Genomic DNA, 19,969 nt, shown 5'->3' with positions numbered 1-19,969 from the left:
AGCAAAGGGAGTTTTTATGCGATAAAAATGAGAACGGAAGGCTTTTTTTCCTTTTTTATCAAACAATAAGCGTGTGAATATGTACTATAATTAATCATAAATTAATTGTATAAACATTAACATAATGAAAATTCAATCATTTCAATACATTCAAAACCAAGGATGGAGTATTGAGAAATTCCCTGAGCTGGACTCTACAAATACCCTGATTTTAGTGTTTGCCAGCCCAGCATTTAGAACGAACACAAAACCCATTCAAGAACTGGCACAAGCCTATAAAAAATCAAAAATCATTGGGTGTTCAACAGCAGGGGAAATTTTTGGACCTGATATTTTTGATAATAGTATTGCCGTAGCTGTAGCTCAATTTGAGTCTACAACGCTTCAGTTGGCAAAAGCAGAGGTTAAAAACGCTGAAGAATCGTTGAGGGCAGGTGCCCAATTGGCTAAATCCTTACACCAAAATCAGAATCCCAAAGGGATATTTGTTTTATCTGATGGGTTAAATGTTAACGGATCTGAATTGATCAAAGGATTAAATAGGAATTCTGCAAATGAAGTCACTATTACTGGTGGTCTGGCCGGGGATGGTGCAGATTTTAAAAACACCTGGATTATTTACGATGGACAAATTATCGATCATTGCATCGGAGCAGTAGGGTTGTATGGCGACCAAATTCATGTAGGGCATGGATCGCGAGGGGGCTGGGATATTTTTGGCCCAGAAAGAAGGATTACCCGCTCGAAAGGAAATATTCTCTATGAACTGGACAATCAGCCTGCGTTAAAACTCTATAAAACCTATCTTGGTGATAGAGCGTCTGAATTACCAGCTGCTGGCTTGCTTTATCCACTCGCTATCCGTAACCCGTCTAATCCTGATTCGCAACATATTGTACGCACGATCCTGGGTATCGACGAAACATCTCAATCGCTAACTTTTGCTGGTGATTTGCCTCAGGGGTACTATGCCCAACTAATGCGGGCTAATTTTGACAGGCTTATTGAAAGTGCTGACGAAGCCGGCGAAGCTGCAAATAATATTCTGTTTAAAAATAATAGGTTAAATCAACAGCCTGTTTTAGCAATTGATATTAGCTGTGTAGGGAGAAGGCTGCTGTTAGGTGGGCGCGCAGAAGAAGAAACAGAAACCACTTTCCAATCAATACCCAGTGGATCACTTCAAATTGGCTTTTATTCTTATGGTGAGCTTTCCCCACTGACAGTTGGAAACTGTGAATTACATAACCAAACCATGACCATTACAACATTACTTGAAAGTTTATAAAAACAAGGGATCCTTAAAATAATATGGAAATACATCGGTTGTTACAGCGTCAGCTGAACAAATTTAATATTAAACCTGATGAATTACCACAGGACGTGGAAAAATGGATGGAATTTATTTTACATATTAATAAAACTTACTTCGAAAACGACCAGGACCGATATTTACTGGAACGCTCTATTGATATTTCTTCGAAAGAAATGCGGGACATTAATGCCAAATTGGAATATGCCCAGGACATTGCCAAAATGGGTTACTGGTATTATGACAAGGATAGCAATATAACCACCTGGTCAAAAGGACTTTATAAAATTCTGGAGATACCTCCAAGTAATACAGCGCTTAGCTATATTGAATTTTTAGAGCTTGTGCATCCAAATGATAAAGCGCGGTTAAAAAATATGATCGAAAAGGCCCTGGAACAAAAAGTTGGTTATGATTATGAGTTGAGGGTAAAAAGCAAAGACAATAACTACAAATGGTACAGAGCCATAGGAAAAGCAACTCCTGAAAAAAACCAAATATCGGGCGTTTTAATGGATATAACCAAAAGGAAACTAATCGAAGAGCAACTTCATGAGCTTAATAATAAACTGTTATCAACTGCTCGTCTTGCTGGAATGTCCGAGGTAGCCACATCAATTCTTCATAACGTGGGCAATCTATTAAATAGCGTCAATGTTTCTACTCTCATTCTAAGGAAAAACGTCGCCAGGGATCATTACAAAAAAATATCGGCTATCAAAACGATGCTGGATGAAAATATCAGTCGTTTAAGTGACTATTTATTGAATGACCCTAAAGGGAAATTGATTCTTCCTTATCTGGATGCCTTGTCAAAAGCGCTCTATGAAGAATATGAAGAGAATATAAAAGAAGCCAACACCCTTGAAAACAATATTAATCATATCAATGAAATTATCGCAATGCAGCAATCACTCAGTGGCGTATCCAATTTAACAGAAAAAATTTCAATACCTGATTTGATTCGTAACGCTGTGAAATCAGTCATACTGGAAAAACATCAAATTGATGTTCAAATTGAGATTGCCCCGGAAATCAGTGATTTTGTAACCGATAAATCCAAGCTATTTCAAATCTTAACCAATTTACTTACTAATGCAAAAGATTCTGTTTTATTACCTGAGGTCAATGGTCCCAAGGAAATCGTTGTTTCAGTCAGCAGAACCAATGATAACCATCTTAATATTAAAGTATCAGATAATGGGATTGGCATTGATAAAAGCAATTTAGATAGAATTTTCTCTTTTGGATTTACAACCAAGAAAACGGGTCATGGTTTCGGGCTTCATTGTTCTGCAATTTATGCACGAGATCTGGGGGGTACACTGAATGCTGAAAGTAATGGTGCCGGAAAAGGAGCGCAATTTATCCTGGAACTACCCATCAGCGAGGAAAATGTGGCGCGAGGTAGCCTATGAAGACTTCCTCCTTTCGCATTCTGGTTATCGATGACAATCCGGCAATTCATCGTGATTTTATGAAAATATTAAATGTTAGCAAAAGCTCCATATTGTTAAATAAATTTGATGAGGAATTATTTGATAACACCCAACATCCGGGATTATCCCTACCCGAGTTTGAAATCGATGTGGCCAGTCAAGGTATTGAAGGGATAGAGAAAGTAAAGCGTTCACTCGAAGAAGGCAGGCCCTATGCCCTTGCTTTTATTGATATAAGAATGCCTCCTGGCATCGACGGTATTGAAACCATTACACGTATTTGGGCTATTGATCCAGAAATGCAAATTGTTATTTGTAGCGCCTACTCCGATTATTCCTGGGAAGAAACAGTCAATGCTTTAGGCTTAAGTGATAATTTATTGGTACTGAAAAAACCCTTTGATGTGATTGCGGTAAGACAATTAGCCAGTGCGTTAACTCAAAAATGGGTATTGGCGAAGGAAACGCAAAAACACACTGAATTTTTAAATCAACTAGTGGATGAACGAACAGAGTCTTTACAACAGTCACTCTCATTATTACGAGCAACCATTGAATCCTCTTCGGATGGTATTTTGGTGGTCGATTTACAGGGAAAAATCGTTGATTACAACATGCAATTCGTCAAGTTATGGAACATAACTGAATCGAGCATGAAAAAGGCAAATGAGCCTAAATTAATTAAAGACATGTCAACGCAGCTTTTAAATTCAGACCAGCATGCGCTGCAAGTGAAAGAATTTTCTATCCATATCGATGATTCCAGTATTCAGACTTATTATTTTAAAAACGGCAATGTTGTTGAGTGCTGTTCCAAACCTCATCGCGTTGGTTCTCAAACAGTAGGACGGGTATGGAGCTTTAGAGATATCACTGAACAAGCGAAATTAAAGGAAAAATTGGAGTATCAAGCTACTCATGATGCATTAACCAAACTACCCAATCGATTATTATTAATTGACCGTATTGAACATATCATCAGTAGTCATGCGCGTTATAAAAAAAAATTCGCTGTATTATTTTTTGATTTGGATCGGTTTAAAATGATCAATGACAGCTTAAGTCATGATGCAGGTGATCAGTTACTTTGTGCAGTTGCTGAACGATTACGATCGTTGGCTCGTAAAGAAGATACTCTGTCCAGATTAGGCGGCGATGAATTTGTAATGATTTTCCCATCCCTTGGTTCTGAAGCGCAAATTGTTACTGTCGCTCAAAAGATTCTTAAATCTTTTTTAAAGCCTTTCCATGTCACCGGTAAAAACATCAATGTTTATGCCAGTATCGGTATTAGTGTCTATCCAACTGATGGTAAAACGGTTAACACCTTATTAAGTAATGCGGATATGGCGATGTACCATGCAAAATTCCTTGGCGGCAACCAATTCTCATTTTATACAAACAAGCTTAATAAACAGACAAGCCTGCAATTTCAACAAGAGTTGGACTTGCAGAAAGCAATTATCAATCATGAGTTTTTTCTTCTTTACCAACCTCAATTTGAGATCAATACCCGGCAGATTCGTTCTATGGAAGCGTTGATTAGATGGAATCATCCTAAAAAGGGAATTATCTTACCTTTGGATTTTATCCCAACTGCCGAGAGTTCAGGGCTTATTGTGCCGATTGGGGAGTGGGTATTGCGAGAAACTTGCCGACAAATTAGAGAGTGGCGCAAAAAAGGGCTGCCTGAAATTCCCGTCGCATGTAACGTGGCAAGCAAACAGCTAAGGCAACGCAATTTCCTTGCAACAGTACAAAGTATTTTACAAGAATATTCCATAGAGCCTCAGTGGTTAGAAATAGAAATAACTGAAAATGTCATTATTGATAGAGAAATACAAAAAATCATTAAAAAACTGAAATCTATGGGAGTACAAATCATCCTGGATGATTTTGGGACGGGAAATTCCAGTTTGAATCTCTTAAAACAAGTGGCTGTTGATAGCCTAAAAATAGATCAGTCCTTCATTCAGAATATTTCAAAATCACCAGGAGACGAAGCCATCATTGATGCGATTATAGCAATTGCTCAAAGTATGAATTTTAATATTATTGCGGAAGGGGTAGAAACACAAAACCAATTCCAGTTTCTCAAGAAAAGGCAATGCCATGACATTCAGGGCTTTCTAATGAGCAAACCACTCTCCCCCGAAGAGGCCGCAAGGCTTCTTAGAGAAAAAAACGTCTAGCGCCTAAGCGCGGCACGATTCTTCCGTGTGAGATATCCCACTCAAATTTATAGCATTTTGATATTGCAACCCTATCTATATCAATCGCAATACTCTAAAATTTTACCCGCGAAGTAGCGCTCAATAGTCAGAAAGTATTCTGCATAGCCAGTTAGGGAGAAACGAGTGAAAAAAATTGCTTTATCCATTTTAGCGTTAAGCAGTAGTCTGAGTTTTGCGGGAACGATGGGGCCTGTTTGCAATCCGGATAATGTAACCGTTCCTTGCACATCCACTGCTTGGGACTTGGGAGTTCAGGCTCTCTACCTCAAGCCAACTTATAGTGGAAATCAATATCAATACAATTTTTTAGGGTATTCTACTTCCGGAGATAGTATTCATTTCAATAAAAGAAATGATGATTGGAACTGGGCTTTTAGATTGGAAGGGTCCTACCATTTTGGAACTGGCGCCGATATTAATGTTAATTGGGTTCATTTTGATCATGAATTCACAACACCCGGCATTAGCTATGTGAGTTTGATTTCTGGCAATACGTTAAATTTTGCCTATGATAAAATCGCTCTTCACTGGAACGCTGTCAATGCGGAATTTGGACAACATGCCAATTTTGGTCTATTTAAAGATATTCGCTTTCATGCGGGCGTGCAATATACCTATTTAAAACGCGGCAATTTTGCTCCGCTATCCATTTTTAATCCTAATACGGGGATAACTACACCTACTTATAATCGGTTTAATCAAAAATTCAGTGGTGCTGGTCCTCGTTTAGGCATGGACTTAATCTATAATTTTACAAACGCTTTCGCAGTGTATGGAAAATTTGCCGGTGCGCTCATCATCGGTGACAGTGAAACAAATGACACATCCGGCGTTCCACCCGTTTCCTACGCGTCTACTTTAGAAGTGATACCGGAACTTGAAGCAAAGTTAGGTTTAACCTATACCCATAATTTATCTCGAGGTACTCTGATTGCCGATGCAGGCTATATGGTGGTTAATTATTTTAGTGTGTTTGATTTGCCTCAACTGACTTCTTCTGCAACCAATTTGGCATTTCAAGGTCCTTATGCCGGTCTTAAATGGATTGGAAATCTGGCATAATCAATCCTTTCGCCATTAAGCAAAGCAATGAGCCTGCCTGATTTCCATCACCAGGCCAGGCTCGTTCCCCATCGGCCTGGATATCAAAATAAACCTTAGCCATCCTTTCGCTCCACTAAGGCGATTCCGTTTCACTCCTGGTCTTCAATAGATCTACCAATAAGTCTGGGTATTGCTTGGATAGAACCTGGCACAAATAGAAGGGCTTAACGACGCACAGATGATATTTAATCGTTTGTGCTATTGTTTTGATTTTATACGGGGCAACTTATTGGAGGCTGGACTAAAATTTCCAATTCTTTTTTCAATGTTTCCACGCGACTATTATAATTCCAGAAGGTAAGTTGACCATAGCGAGTGTAATTGTGAACTACTCCAGCCGCATATCCAACAAATAGCAGGGATACTGCAGTGAAAGCTTCCTGAACAAGAAGACGCAGGAGACTGCTTCTTTGATAAAGATTTTCCCTTGGTTTTGCAAGCGTTCCACAGCAATCATGTTGAAAATTTTTAAGCTTATAATCCATATTGGTTAAATAATTATTTATATTTCCCCTTAATGTTTTAACCAAATCATCACCTTCTTGCCGTGCATCGCCCTTAAGGGTTTTTACTTCGCCTTCTATTCGTCCAAATAGTTCCACTACTGTTGCAATTTGCTGGACACGCTGTAATAAATTATCTTCTATTTGATTGGCGCGCTCTAACTTGGATTGTAATTCCTTGTTTTTGTCTCTCAACTCTTCTATTAGCTTTAAATCTTCGGCCTTATCTTTTGAAACTAAAGCTCTCAGAGCCTCCCACTCACTTCTTAAATAAAGTTGAGGAATTTTGGCGAGCAAATTAGTCGCCTCCAGCAGGCACAATCTAAACTGCATTATTCTCTCTGCTGTGATGGCGGGTAATACCTGCCAACTTTTGCTCATATCCTCAGGCGACGGCTCGGTCATTGATCTTAATGAGTTCCCACAATGTTGTAAGCTCTCGATAAAATTCGATAAATCCTGTTCATTTTCTTTTTTGAAGAGCTCAGCATAAGTAATAAAAAAATTTTCAACCAGACTCAATTTCTGCAAAGTACAGACTTGTTCTTCCTGCAGTTCTTCAAATTCTTTGTCCAGAAAAAATTGCTGGCAATTTTTCTCTAATCCTTTATTTTCATCAAGCTGTTTTGCTAACAATTCCTTAAAATCTGAAATTGCCTTTTTGTATGGCTCAGGAAGTGGAAGCTCGAGCAATGTTTGGATGCAACTTTCTAACTCTTGATAATTGGCAATGCCTTCTTGAAACTCCCTGATTAGTTTTAACAATTTATTTTGTAGGTCTTTTACCAAATTTTTCTGCATTGAATCGAGAAAAAGGTCAGAAAAAGATTGGAAATAACGGCGAAAATCAACTGTAAGATAATTGGTGTATTTTCTGGGAACTTTCGTTGCTGAAACAGGTGATTCCATCAAAATATTGAATAAACAATCCTGATCGGCGTTGTTCATTTCTTCCAACATTTTTTTAATCTCTAACCAATTCTCATCGGTTAATTTCACATGCATGGCGCCATATTTGTCCGGTGGAAAACAGTTGTCTTCTACCAGGCACTTAACTTGCAGAACCGGATCGCTAAAATACAAAGAACCGGCCGCAGTATAGGTATCCGATGCACCGGTTAGGGAATGCCCCTGTCCATACTGGTCCGTTCCCCATTGCTCGTCTTCAGCGTCCTGCTTTTTTTTATGAAATAACTCCCAAAAAGACGCGACAGGGGCTGTTTGTTCAAGTCCCATCATTAGTAACTGTTGTGCATCATTGCGATGGATATAAAAATGGCCGCTGTAACCATTACTCCTGATGGTCTTGCCTACTTCGTTGGTTTGGCCATTCCCTCCCATGGCGATATTGATTCCAAAATCACAATAGCTTTTTAATACGGAGGGAAGTTGCCCTTTCATCCCTAGAAGGAATCCTTTACCTTCTATGATCAGGCCATCGCCATTCCTGGATGCATCATGAGTCGCAGAGCGTGCAACACAATCAGGATTTAGGGTATCGGGAATAAGGGCTAACAGTTCATCGCGCTGCCCTGGGCTTAATTCATGGTAATCAATGACAATCCGACTACCATGGGAAAGATAATCTGCAATCGAAAAAGAGGCATGGGGTTTTTGTAACACCGTGGTGGAAAAGTCTCTTACCAGAAGTTCACCTTGGGCAACACAGCTCATTAAAAGGCGCGCTGCAGCGGCAGCGGCATCATTATTAAAGAAGAACGTATTAGCCCACTTCCGTGCGACCCGTTCTTTATCTTTTTGCCGACTTGATGAAAGAATTTCTTTTTTTATTTTTTCTGTCTTGGGCATAACATGGACTTTAAATAATTTTTTAATACTTTAACTGATAAAACGTAAAAATATTAGGCGAACTTAATAATTTATTGCAGCCTGGTATTACTTTCTTTGCTTCTCAATCAAATGGGTTGCCCGTTCCAAATTTTGAGCCTGGCTATTAAAATTTTTAAATGCGTCTGACTCAATTAACGCAATTTCAAAATTTTTAATGCAGCAAACGCTAATCATTGCTTTCTTAAATGAAAAATCAAAAACATGACCGCCTCTCCTGTTAGTCCGATCTAAAAAATGCATATGGTGTCCTGGAATATTCATTGTTGCCATATAGGAAGGAAAGAAAAAACCGCAGATCAACCCCTTTACATTTCTATAAGAAAAATTGACTTGTACCCCGGGCATCGTTTCTGTAAGAGGCCTGAAAGGCTTTGGTTGACAAGACTCTGTCCGACACTCCATTTTGTCCATTAGGCATTCAAAACGATAAGCATAAATGTAATTGAGTGAGGGGGCCTGTTTGTCAAATTCTGCTGAAAAATGCTCGAAGCTTGTAATATCTTCTAAGGAAAATTGGTGTGTTTCTTCAAAGTCCACCACCCAGGCAAAGGGTGATTTTTCTTGTGGATCGATAGGCCGAGCGATGCCATCTTCAATGATCCGATAAAATTGACCGTCCGATCCAATTAATTCCCCATGGACAGCGTCAAAGGTCCCTATACCCATAGTTCCTTTTTCCATGATTTGGGCAAGGCTGTGATCCCCTTCATAGACTTTATCAAGAAAGCCACAAAGCACTCCTACCTGAAACAAGGTTTTATTCGAACAGCTCATAGAGCACCTCCATTTGCGACAGCCCTGAATTGTCGACGTTTCTTATAAAAAACAATAGAGTTAATAGGGTTAATAGTATCCTACATCAGGACTAGTTATAATGGGTAGTCCAACTCGGCAGACTTTTCGTTAGGGGCATTTATTAGACGTCAGGGTACACGTCCTCCTAACTGCTTGTCTTGAGAAGCCTCTAAATCTTTTTGCTTGTAATCGGTTACAATCGCATGATAACCATGCGCGACTGACTCTTTAGACGCTAGTTTGGAGTTTTCTGTTATTTTTTCTAAATCACGTTGGGTTAGAAAAATGCAATTTTTATCTTTACCCTGAGGGGTTTTCATTTGACCAGGGAAGGTGTGGCTATGAATGCCTTGCTCTGATAATTTCTTCGCAAACGCCTGTGCCTCTTCCGTACTATTGAATCTTATTTTAATGGCTTGGGGGTCGTGTTTTACTGTGGAGGTCGATTTTCCAATATTATCAACGATGGTCATTTGGCTTTCTGTATTTAAATTTCCCATGACACTTTTTATGGCATAGCTTGTCAATAAATGGGTGGCCTCAACTTTCGTTTTGTCACTCGTAGAGGAGGCAAGATGATGATCAAAAATCGTTTTTCCACTTGATACCATAGGAATTTTTTGTTGATGTAACGTATCCTTAAGCCCATTCCAGCCGGCATTCTCAATCGAAACCGGAATTGGGGAAAAAGTCATGGCTGATGCATGTAATGGTACTCCCGGGTCAATCGTTGGATGAGCAGAATGCATTTTTCGATTTAGCTGTGTCAATCGGGCATCATCGTTTGTTGGTGTTTGGCTGGCATGTCCATTTATTGTTGCGGGAACGACCAAACCTCCGCCCAACTGTGATGTGTCAACGGTAAGATTGTCCGGGCTTAGGCCACGCTGGGCGGCTGCTTGTTTGCGAGTCTGTATCAGTGTTTGTTGAAAACCAGATTTGAATTGGTGCGTTGCATTGTCATAACTGGTTTTTGCAGAAGGATTACTTTTTATCGATTGTAATGAAGGTGTCCTGTCGGCAACATTCACCTGGCCACTTGCAACCATGTTTGCAAAGGCGGTCTGCGTATTTCCTAAAATATTTGTCCCACTCCCATCAGGACCTGTCCCCCAGTTTTTTTCAACTCGTCTAGCCGTACTTGTATCTTCAATGATAACAGCAGCCCCTTGCCCATCGTTAAATCCTTTGCCTATTTCAATGGCTTTATGGATAGAGCTCCTAAATGCCGAAGATTGTGCATATTTTGTTGCATTGATTTGCATTTGGATAGCCACTTTATCTCTATCCCATTCAGGGGAAGCTTGTCCGGAAGGAAATTGATAGCGCAATTTTTCAGCTGGAATCTTTTTATTCAAATCTAAAATATCGCCGGGACTATCCGTATTCTCCCAGGTTTGACGGTACTCTTGCTTGGCGGCAGGGGTCAGTTTTTGGAAATGCAGGTAATGTTCAGACGTACGGAAATGGACTCGCCCAATATCAGGATCATGAAAGTCATACCCGTTACGATCATTATCCTCGAAATTACTCAAGGCATAATTTTCATTCCCCTTTGTGTAACCTGAAACACAAGTGTTTTCCCTGTTTTGGGGATGGCCATTATTTAAATGCAACTGACCGCCCATCGCACTCCACTCTCTACAAAGCAATAGTTAAAGTATAGACAAACACAATTCAATAAATTCAAGTATTACCAATACGTGTTCGCTCCCTTTTATTCAGGACACCGCTTTTTCGGCGAATTCTTAATTTATTTCAAAATTATAGCGTTTTGTGCAATTATCTAATTCGCCAGTACGCCCTTTATTAAAAGTTAATTTAAAGTGTAGCCCACTCAGTGCAAAACATAGGATAGCAATGAAATTGATAAACAAATTAGTATTTATAACATTAAGTACTCTATCTGTAACAGCCATGGCATCAACAAGCAGTTCCAGTTTATATGAAAAGCTATACAGACTGGCCGAAAAAATGTACTACATTGAATATTCATTAAGCCCTGAACAACGAAAAATGACCGATGACTTGGCGAATCAAATTGAAGCAGTGATCAGTCTACCTAATGATACAACCTGTGGTATTAAATCGGAGGTATTTCAAGACGTTTATAAATGGTCTTATAGTTCTGATGGTTTAAATGAGCTCTCCTCTGAAGCAGAAAAATTTGCCGGTCTGATAACAAGTAAAACCTGTCCTGCAGCCTACTTTAAAGTCTTTAAACTGGCCTATAAATTTGCCTATGCCTATAACGGGATGAATAAAACCAAATCGGAAGCAAAGAAGACTGCAACTATGCTTAGTGATTATGAAGCTTCGAAATTTTACGCAAAAAATTCATTACAATGTTATATCGATAATTATACCTTTGCTTACTCAAGTAGCGGCATGAATAAAACCCGCTCTGGAGCCGAGAGTTTTGCTAACACGCAGTGTTTGGATTAATTATTCGAGGCGAATACGGTTAGTGGATAAGTTAAACAATAGACAGTTTCATTAGAGAGGAGGTCATACAATGAGAAGAATGATTCAATTTAAAGGGAATAAACTTGATGTATTGTTGGAATCTGTTGGCGGCGCTTTACTGACTTTTGAGCCTCTTTTCTCAGTAACAGTCACAGGAGAAAAAGTTAGTTTACAGTTATCGCCTCTGGCGAAAGGTTATTATGAACTTCCTAATTTATCAGTAAAAGAGCAAGTCTCTTATCTTTTAACCTGCTTAACGCGCGCTGAGATTGATGAACAAACGGATATGCACAAGGTTGTCAATGCGTTTATGGAGCACTCACTAGAGAAAGCAACTGACCTTATTATTTTTACCAGGACAGGGTATCGCGCAGATGCAGAACCTGTCGATGAATATCAGACCGCACTCACTACTACTTGATTCCTCATCCGCTAAGTCATAGAGGAGTAACAGTGGTGTTGCTTTTCTGACAATAGCTCAGGCTTCAAAAAAATTTCCGCATTACCCCTGTAATGCGGAATGCCGAAGGTCTTCTTTAGAGTACTGTACAGCAGGCACTCTTGACTTTTTGAGTTGGTTTGTCTTGCTCTTTGGCATGATGCCAAAAAGACAGAATGCTTGCAGATACTTTAGGCGAGGCAGATTTTTGTGGGATAACCACATTGTCTGGCAGTTCAAAAGCACTCAGCAGAGGCTGGGTTGTCTCCTGGCGTGTATTAATCTCCCCAGGCAAATCAAACTCATTGGCCAAAGCGATCGCTTCTTCCTCCTCCTGTTCTTCGCTGTCAAAATCCATGGCACAACTGAGACTGCAATAAGCATCGAAAAGATCGTTTTCAGTAAAGGCTTCTGTATAACGGGATAACGCATTCACAACGAAATTACGTGCTAGCGCATCATTCTGAAATTGCGTGTCCTCGATATCAAAAACTCCGCCAAAATCAATCGGCATTAAACCATATTGAGTATGCATAAAATTATCTGGTTTCGGATCGCCCATGACAAAACCTTTTGCATACATTTCTTTTAAACTAGTTTGTATTTCTTCCCAGTTTGGCTTTTTGCCGGTAAAAAATGGAAGAATTAATTGGTCATTATCAATAAAGGCATCGTGGACAGGAATACCCATTTTTTGAATGAAATGATTGAAATTCCGCATTTCAGATTCGGCAGTAGAGTAAAACTCATTTTCCCTGTATCGGCGAGACATGAATCTTTTTACCGCATATTGTTGGCCATCTTGTTCATTCAGATACAGGGATACTTCTCCGAAATTCCCCGCACCTAAGATTCTCTGAAATGTTAATTGGGCTAATCGTGGCATTTTCTTCTCCTAATCAAGTTAAACACCACGAATAATTGCAAAAAAATAGATCATCCAGGTTTAATGGCGACCATTTTTAGGGTTTTTTGGGGCTTTTTACTAAATTTTTAGAGACCGGTGACTGACAAAAATAGATTAACCTGAAAAAGGGGGGGAGACTATTCCGGGATTGCACGATGATGTGCAAGGCGGCTGGTCAACAAGCCTTATTTTTGTGCCATAAAATGATCGTATATAGCGCGACTGGCCAGTGCTATAGCTCGACTACGGGTGTAATTACTGACTGCCCGTGATTTAACATAAACGGCGATAGCGATATGTCCTTTATTGTTAGGCAAGGTAATAATTCCAACATCACTGACAAAACGGAAAAGTTTGTTGGAGCCAGGATACCTGATATATTGCGGTTCATCGATTGCCCATGTTCCCGTTTTGTGAGCCACTTTGACATAAGGAGGTAAGAGGCCTCTTATTCTACTTCTACCTGTTCGGCATTTCTCCATGATATCCATAAGTACTTTAGTACTGGACTCTGAAAGTGCTTCATTTTTATATATTTTTACCAGCAACTTTGCCATTTCTGCAGGTGTTGTTGTATCCCGGGGATCCTTTTCAAAACGCTGCCAGGCCAACATTTTTTCTTTAAGGGGTGTCCTGTTAAATATTTTTTTCCAGGAATAGACAGTACGGGGTTGCTTCAACGAAGGATGAACATGATTAGTATCCATCATCATTTCAATAATGGAACGGTTTATTACAATATTTTTGAACCCCAGTGCATGCATACGCTTGGTGACATAGGCTGGTCCATTCACGGTTTGAAGCAGGGTGTCGCTTGCGCTGTTATCACTATTGGCCATCATATATTTGAGTATTTGCTGGAGTGACATACGGATTTTTTTTCTTTCACAGAGATAATGCAACGTTCCGGAACCAGGGACAACATTGTTCAAGCCCAAGTTAACAACACGATTCAAGGAATCCTTTTTTTGATCAACAAGATGCAAAAAAGCCAAGGCAATAGGTAATTTGATGGTACTTGCCATAAAAAAACGCTTGTTTCCATTATGGCCAATGACCTTATTTTTCTCGATATGAATGGCTGTAATCCCGATTACGGCGTTCGATCTTTTCTCGATATCATAAATTTTTTTAACAAGTTGTGCTTCACTATTGGCAGCAAAACAATTCATTGAAAATACTAAATAAAGGAATAAATTTAGTAATCTATTGATATATTTCAAGAATAATTTTCCTTTCATAAAGTGTTTCATTCCTTTTTCATTATTTAGTTATTCTTGCTGATTAGAAGTAAATTTTGGCTCATAGATAATATTACTTTGTTATCGCAATTAACTAAATATCTTTCAGTATTAATCCAGCATTATCTTTATTGCAATACCGTTGAATGTCTTGTTATTTACGCTGTAAGTTGTAAATAATGTACAAATTGTGTAATTTTAATCTGCTTTCGAGTGGGTAAGAGGGCAAGGATAGGCCGACTAACCCTGTTCAAAGGTTTCCTCACCAACGCTCTCCGGTTAGGTGGTATGACCCTGACAAATTATGTCGCACAGGAAGCAAACTTCATGCATTTACCAGAAATAAAAATTATTAAAATTCATATAGATAGCTTTCGATAATCTGAAGTCACGTAGATAGGAGTAGAAAATAACCCTCTTTTTGGTTAAAATTTATTCTCTTCGATCAAAAAGACGAACTATGCCTTGTATTCGGATTATAGGTATGGGGAAATATTTACCTCAGAATAAAGTTTTATCATCGGCACTTGATGTAACACTCGGTTTATCCCCTGGTAGTGTAGAAAAAAAATCTGGCCTTGTATCCCGCCATTTTGCTTCACCTCACGAAACAACCTCCTATATGGGGGCAAAAGCTGCTCTTGAGGCGGTAAAAAATGCCAATCTCAAATTAACGGATATTGATGTGATTGTTAGTGCCTGTGGTGTGGGTGAACAGGCCATTCCATCTACTTCGGTCTTAATTCAGAAACAGTTAGGGCTAGAGACATCAGGGATTGCCTGTTTTGATATCAACAGTACTTGTCTTAGTTTTTTAACCGCCTTAGAGACAATGGCTTACTTCATTGAGAGTGGGCGTTTCAAGCGGGCCCTTATTATATCGAGCGATATTCCATCATTTGGCCTTAATTGGCAGGATATGGAAACCTGTACCATTTTTGGCGATGGGGCCGCTGCTTGTATTATAGAAAAAAGTGATGGGACAAGCAGAATTGTTGGTACACACATGGAGACTCATAGTATCGGTTCGACCTACTGCCGCCTGGAAGCAGGCGGCACCCGGATTCTTCCATCCCATCCTGATCATCAACGCTACGCATTATTTGATATGGATGGTAAAAAAGTATTTAAATTAGCAAGCAGACTAGTGGTCAGAACCAAGGAAATCGTATTTAAAAAAGCAGGATTAACGATCGATGCTATTGATTGGGTTGTTCCTCATCAGGCAAGCCTGCTGGCAATGCACCATGTACGTAAAAAGCTCCGTATTCCTCGCGAAAAATTTGTTGATATTTATGCAACTCATGGTAACCAAATGGCTGCTTCGATCCCTACCGTTCTTTACTCCCTTATTGAGAGTAAAAAATTGCAACGCGGTCAACTAATCTATTTTCTGGGAACTGGGGCCGGTATTTCTTCAGCCGGCATGATTATGGAATATTAAAATGGTTTCTATTGTTACTGGGGCAACCGGTTGTCTGGGACTCAATTTAACTAAACGCTTAGTTCACGACGGGCACGATGTGATTGCTTTAGGCCGCAATGAACATCTTGGCAACGTTGTTTCTCAACTAGGTGCCAGGTTTATTGCCGTGGATTTAGCCGAAAAAGAAAAGCTTAAAAAAATATCGGCCAAGGCGGATCTTATTTTTCATTGCGCAGCCCGGTCCAGCATTTGGGGTTCCTACGACGAATTTTATCAAACCAACGTCATTGGTACTCGCAATATCATTGCAGCAACCCCCAGCCATGCTCGTTTGATCCATGTCTCTTCGCCAAGCATCTATTTTGATTTTACGGAAAAGCACCGCATTAAAGAGGATGTGTTATTACCTCGAAAGCCGGCTAATCACTACATACATACCAAGCTCTTAGCGGAGCAACTCATTGATGACGCTTATCAAAAGAAAAATTTGCGGGTTGTCACTATTCGACCCCGCGCAATTTTTGGCCCCTATGATCGGGCTATCGTGCCACGCATTTTACAATCTGAAAGAAAGGGTGTGTTGCCCGTAATTGGCGACGGCCAAAACATCATCGATATTACCTATGTGGATAATGTTGTAGAAAGTTTAGTGTTAGCAGCCACGGCGAGTAACAAGGTGGAAGGCAAAAAATACAACATCACGAATGACGAACCAAAAGCCCTGATAACCATTTTATCAATGGTTTTTGCGGCACTTCACAAACCACTGCAAGTGAACTATCTTCCTTACCAACGGGCCAGGGCAATCGCCTATTGTTTGGAAAATCTCTATCGCTTATTACGTTTAAAGCAAGAGCCGCCGCTTACCTGTTATAGTGCCGGTGTATTAGCCTTAGGGCAAACCCTCAACATTGATGCCGCGAAACGGGACTTGGACTATAAACCACTTGTCAATATTGAACAGGGTATTGAGATGTTTGCTAAATGGTATCAAGACTTATGATTAGCTATAACTTATTTGAAGTGGGTTCTTGTCGTCATTGTGAAAGAATGACCATGACAAAGGGACAGTTTAAACAGCGGGAATACCCCTCGACCTGTGCGTTAATAAAGCACAAAAGGCAGGGTTATATTCTATTTGATACAGGCTATAGTGCGCGTTTTTTTTATCTTACCAAGTATTTTCCTTATTCTTTGTATCGCCATTTAACACCCGTTACCCTGAGCCAATCACTCAAACAGCAACTCCTTGCAATTAACATTCAGCCAACGGATATTAATTATATTGTCATCTCACATTTCCATGCTGATCATATTGGCGGCTTACGTGATTTTCCTAATGCAAAATTCATTTGCCATCAGGACGCTATTCATGATGTTAAATCTAAAAAAGGGTTTAGAGCCTTGTTACAAGGGTTTTTACCCGGCTTGTTGCCCAAGAATTTTTATGAACGCCTGATTGTACTTGGTAAAGAGGAAGTAACACTGGAAGAAGAACTTTCTCCTTTTACCAGCGGATTTGATTTATTTGGCGATAAGCAGGTTTTTGCTATTCCATTACCAGGACATGCCAAAGGCCAGATTGGACTGTATTTTAAAGCTGAAAAAGATACTTTTTTAATTGCTGACAGTTGCTGGCATCAAGAAGCCTACGAGAAACTGATTTATCCCAGTAACCTGACCTATTTGGTTCACGATAATAAGGAACAATATATCCAAACCATAGCCAATCTTCATTTGCTTTATAAACAAAATCCAGGCCTCGACATTATCCCTACACATTGCCTCCATACCCGCGAGCGGATTAGAGAAAAACGGTCATGATAATCCGTATCCTTTATTACTATTACAAAACTATTTTTTTGAAAAACTATTTAAACTCCCGTGAAAAATTAATTAAGTATCAAAAAAAGCAATTTAATAAACTCGCTAAAAGCACATTAAAAAATTCTCCGTTTTATCGTAACTATCTGGATAAGCCGTTCCACGAATGGCCAATTATTAATAAACATCTCATGATGGAACACTTTGATGACATCAATACCAGGCAAATTAAAAAAGATGACGCATTCGCTATTGCGCTAAAAGCAGAAACAACTCGTGATTTTTCACCACTCATGAATGATATCGCAGTGGGTCTGTCTTCAGGAACCTCCGGTTCAAGAGGGTTATTTTTAACTAGCCCAAGAGAACGTGATGCCTGGGTAGGGACTATTCTTGCCAAAGCACTGCCTGAGGGGTTAAAGGCTGAAGAACGAATAGCCTTCTTTTTGCGGGCAAATAATCAATTGTATACAAATCTTAGTAAAAGCAAAAAAATCAAATTTTATTTCTTTGATTTACTTGACGATTTCGATGAACATATCAAAAGGCTGAATGTTATTCAGCCCACTATTTTATCGGCACCTGCCAGTGTCTTATTGATGCTCGCCAAGCAAAGGCATCGACTTACCATCCAGCCACCGAAAAAAATAATTTCCGTTGCTGAGGTATTGGAAAAAAGCGATGAACTCCTTATCAGCAAAGCCTTTAATCAGCCGGTGACCCAAATTTATCAATGCACAGAGGGATTTCTTGCTATTAGCGACAAGACAACCAATGCCTTAGTGATGAATGAAGAGTTTTTGATTATTGAAAAAGAATGGCTCGATGAAACCCGTTTTGTTCCTATCGTGACGGATTTACTAAGAACCACGCAACCCGTGATTCGTTATCGTCTGGATGATGTTCTTGTAACAAAAAAAACAGACGCTGTCTTTACAGAGTTAACTGCTATTGAAGGTCGTCTGGGTGATGTCCTGTATGGTAAGAGAGGGGCTGAAATCATCCCCATTTTTGCAGATACCTGCCGTCAGCACATGGCTGGCAGTCCGGTGGAGTTTGAGGATTACCGTATTGTTCAACTGACACTGGATGAATTTAATATTCAGGTATTTCCTGAGCCAGAAAATAGAACGTTAATAATCGATCATTTAAATCAGTTATTCAAACAAAAAAGCTGTTTGATACCAACGTGGCAATGGCAGGATTATGAAAAGCACAAGGCTGGCAGTAAAAAGCGACGTATACAATCCAGGCTTGGAGTTATGGCAGACACTGTTGCAAGTGTAGATTTAACAGGAAAAAACAAATGAGGGTACTAGTAACTGGCAGTCGTGCTCCTGCGAGCATGGATATTATACGTAGCCTGATTAGTCAAGGGAATGAAGTGTATAGCGCGGATAGCATGAATTTTCCCCTTGGGCGCTTTGTTAAAGGGGTCAAGAAGCATTTCACTTTGCCCAAGCCCAATCGCAATCCAGGCAATTTCCTAAAGGCCCTCAATGGTATCCTTCGTGCTGATAAAATTGATTTGCTTATCCCGACTTGTGAAGAAATTTTCTTTATTAGCCAAGGTCACGAGGAGTTATCCAAACACACCAGATTGTTATGTGAACCTTTTGAACGCTTAAATCCACTCCATAACAAATATGAGTTTAATCAACTTGTGCATGAATATGGATTAGATGCTCCTGAAAGCTGGCTGTTAACTACAGCAGACGATAAGAAAAAAATTCCCCCGGATCAGCCTATTGTCCTGAAACCAGTATTTTCCCGTTTTGGTTCCCACGTGATTATCAAACCAACCGGGAAGACAATCGATGAATTGCCGCTTAATGTCCCCTACCTTGCACAGCGGTTTCTAACTGGTAAGGAATATTGTGCTTATGCCATTGTCCAAGAAGGAGAGGTATTAATACAGTCTTGCTATCATCCCAAGTACACGGCTGGCCCGGCCGCAGGCATCTATTTTGAACCGGTTGAAATAGAGTCCATTACCCGATTCATTAAGACCTTTTGTGCAAATTATAAATTTAACGGACAAATTGCTTTTGATTTTATTTTAGAGGATAACAAGGCCTTTGTTTTAGAATGTAATCCAAGAACCACGAGCGGTTTTCATCTTATTGCCAAACAAATTAACTGGGCTGAAATGTTGGCCGGACAACGACAAACTTACCAGTTACCTGCACAACCGTTTATGCTGGGGCTTGGGATGAAGCTTCACGGCTCGAAATATCTGCGTAAAGATCCAAAACGATTTATAGCTGATTATCAACATGCCCATGATGTCTTAAACGATAGAGCCTATCCTTGGCTTGGCTTAAAAAGCATGATTACCCTTGGCAATATTTTATTGCGGATGATTAAAGAGAAGAAAAATTTCCATAGTGCATCGACTGATGACATTGAATTTAATGGTGGAAACTAG

17 protein-coding genes are annotated in these 19,969 nt (G+C 39.7%); 11 read left to right on the top strand and 6 right to left on the bottom strand.

The window, feature by feature from the left end:
- Positions 1-124: 124 nt before the first annotated feature.
- From Lfee_RS08025 to Lfee_RS08010, 4 genes are all read left to right on the top strand, one after another.
- Entirely contained in the window at positions 125-1,288 is a 1,164-nt protein-coding gene (locus tag Lfee_RS08025) for an FIST signal transduction protein (RefSeq protein ID WP_058445618.1), read from the top strand.
- A gap of 23 nt (positions 1,289-1,311) precedes the next feature.
- Positions 1,312-2,730 (top strand): sensor histidine kinase, encoded by a 1,419-nt coding sequence (locus Lfee_RS08020; RefSeq protein WP_058445616.1) that lies wholly within the window; start codon positions 1,312-1,314, stop codon positions 2,728-2,730.
- Positions 2,727-4,943, top strand: coding sequence for a GGDEF/EAL domain-containing response regulator (locus tag Lfee_RS08015; RefSeq protein WP_058445614.1), 2,217 nt, complete (start codon positions 2,727-2,729; stop codon positions 4,941-4,943). Before Lfee_RS08020 ends, Lfee_RS08015 begins: the two co-directional genes overlap by 4 nt.
- A 225-nt stretch (positions 4,944-5,168) precedes the next feature.
- On the top strand, positions 5,169-6,047 hold the full coding sequence (locus Lfee_RS08010; RefSeq protein ID WP_414092961.1) for an Lpg1974 family pore-forming outer membrane protein: 879 nt from the start codon (positions 5,169-5,171) through the stop codon (positions 6,045-6,047).
- On the opposite strand, the gene Lfee_RS17805 is transcribed toward Lfee_RS08010, so the two are convergent.
- From Lfee_RS17805 to Lfee_RS07995, 4 genes are all read right to left on the bottom strand, one after another.
- A complete protein-coding gene (locus Lfee_RS17805) occupies positions 6,022-6,150 on the bottom strand; it encodes a hypothetical protein (RefSeq protein ID WP_256593773.1) in 129 nt (42 codons plus the stop codon). The two genes, Lfee_RS08010 and Lfee_RS17805, sit on opposite strands and share 26 nt — an antisense overlap.
- 151 nt (positions 6,151-6,301) lie before the next feature.
- Positions 6,302-8,401 (bottom strand): hypothetical protein, encoded by a 2,100-nt coding sequence (locus tag Lfee_RS08005; RefSeq protein WP_058445611.1) that lies wholly within the window; start codon positions 8,399-8,401, stop codon positions 6,302-6,304.
- A gap of 87 nt (positions 8,402-8,488) precedes the next feature.
- Positions 8,489-9,217: an acetolactate decarboxylase gene (locus tag Lfee_RS08000; RefSeq protein WP_058445609.1), complete on the bottom strand. Its 729-nt coding sequence runs from the start codon at positions 9,215-9,217 to the stop codon at positions 8,489-8,491.
- 149 nt (positions 9,218-9,366) lie between these two features.
- Positions 9,367-10,866 carry an NADAR family protein gene (locus tag Lfee_RS07995; RefSeq protein ID WP_058445607.1) on the bottom strand — a complete coding sequence of 500 codons (1,500 nt, stop codon included), beginning with the start codon at positions 10,864-10,866 and terminating at the stop codon, positions 9,367-9,369.
- Between the two features lie 232 nt (positions 10,867-11,098).
- Here Lfee_RS07995 and Lfee_RS07990 point away from each other — a divergent pair, with 232 nt between their 5' ends.
- Together Lfee_RS07990 and Lfee_RS07985 are read left to right on the top strand one after the other, a co-directional pair.
- Positions 11,099-11,683, top strand: coding sequence for a hypothetical protein (locus Lfee_RS07990; protein WP_058445605.1), 585 nt, complete (start codon positions 11,099-11,101; stop codon positions 11,681-11,683).
- A 70-nt stretch (positions 11,684-11,753) separates the two neighbouring features.
- Positions 11,754-12,125 carry a hypothetical protein gene (locus Lfee_RS07985; protein ID WP_131753139.1) on the top strand — a complete coding sequence of 124 codons (372 nt, stop codon included), beginning with the start codon at positions 11,754-11,756 and terminating at the stop codon, positions 12,123-12,125.
- 115 nt (positions 12,126-12,240) lie between these two features.
- Here Lfee_RS07985 and Lfee_RS07980 read toward each other — a convergent pair whose 3' ends face one another.
- Entirely contained in the window at positions 12,241-13,029 is a 789-nt protein-coding gene (locus Lfee_RS07980) for a protein kinase family protein (RefSeq protein ID WP_058445602.1), read from the bottom strand.
- Positions 13,030-13,235: 206 nt separating this feature from the next.
- Positions 13,236-14,291, bottom strand: coding sequence for a class A beta-lactamase (gene bla / locus Lfee_RS07975; RefSeq protein ID WP_058445601.1), 1,056 nt, complete (start codon positions 14,289-14,291; stop codon positions 13,236-13,238).
- Positions 14,292-14,751: 460 nt separating this feature from the next.
- Between bla and Lfee_RS07970 the strand changes: the two genes are divergently transcribed.
- Genes Lfee_RS07970 through Lfee_RS07950 form a run of 5 tightly spaced genes read left to right on the top strand, consistent with a single transcriptional unit; the run spans position 14,752 to position 19,969 of the window.
- Positions 14,752-15,735, top strand: a complete 984-nt coding sequence (locus Lfee_RS07970) for a beta-ketoacyl-ACP synthase III (protein ID WP_058445600.1) — start codon at positions 14,752-14,754, stop codon at positions 15,733-15,735.
- A gap of 1 nt (position 15,736) precedes the next feature.
- Entirely contained in the window at positions 15,737-16,720 is a 984-nt protein-coding gene (locus Lfee_RS07965; RefSeq protein ID WP_058445599.1) for an NAD-dependent epimerase/dehydratase family protein, read from the top strand.
- Positions 16,717-17,541, top strand: a complete 825-nt coding sequence (locus Lfee_RS07960; protein ID WP_112854683.1) for an MBL fold metallo-hydrolase — start codon at positions 16,717-16,719, stop codon at positions 17,539-17,541. The genes Lfee_RS07965 and Lfee_RS07960 overlap by 4 nt, the downstream gene beginning before the upstream one ends.
- Positions 17,538-18,851 carry a F390 synthetase-related protein gene (locus Lfee_RS07955; protein WP_058445595.1) on the top strand — a complete coding sequence of 438 codons (1,314 nt, stop codon included), beginning with the start codon at positions 17,538-17,540 and terminating at the stop codon, positions 18,849-18,851. The genes Lfee_RS07960 and Lfee_RS07955 overlap by 4 nt, the downstream gene beginning before the upstream one ends.
- Entirely contained in the window at positions 18,848-19,969 is a 1,122-nt protein-coding gene (locus Lfee_RS07950) for an ATP-grasp domain-containing protein (RefSeq protein ID WP_058445594.1), read from the top strand. The genes Lfee_RS07955 and Lfee_RS07950 overlap by 4 nt, the downstream gene beginning before the upstream one ends.

Origin of the sequence: Legionella feeleii (assembly GCF_001467625.1) — a bacterium.
Classification (GTDB): Bacteria; Pseudomonadota; Gammaproteobacteria; order Legionellales; family Legionellaceae; genus Tatlockia; species Tatlockia feeleii.
This window is presented reverse-complemented; position numbering and strand designations above follow the sequence as displayed.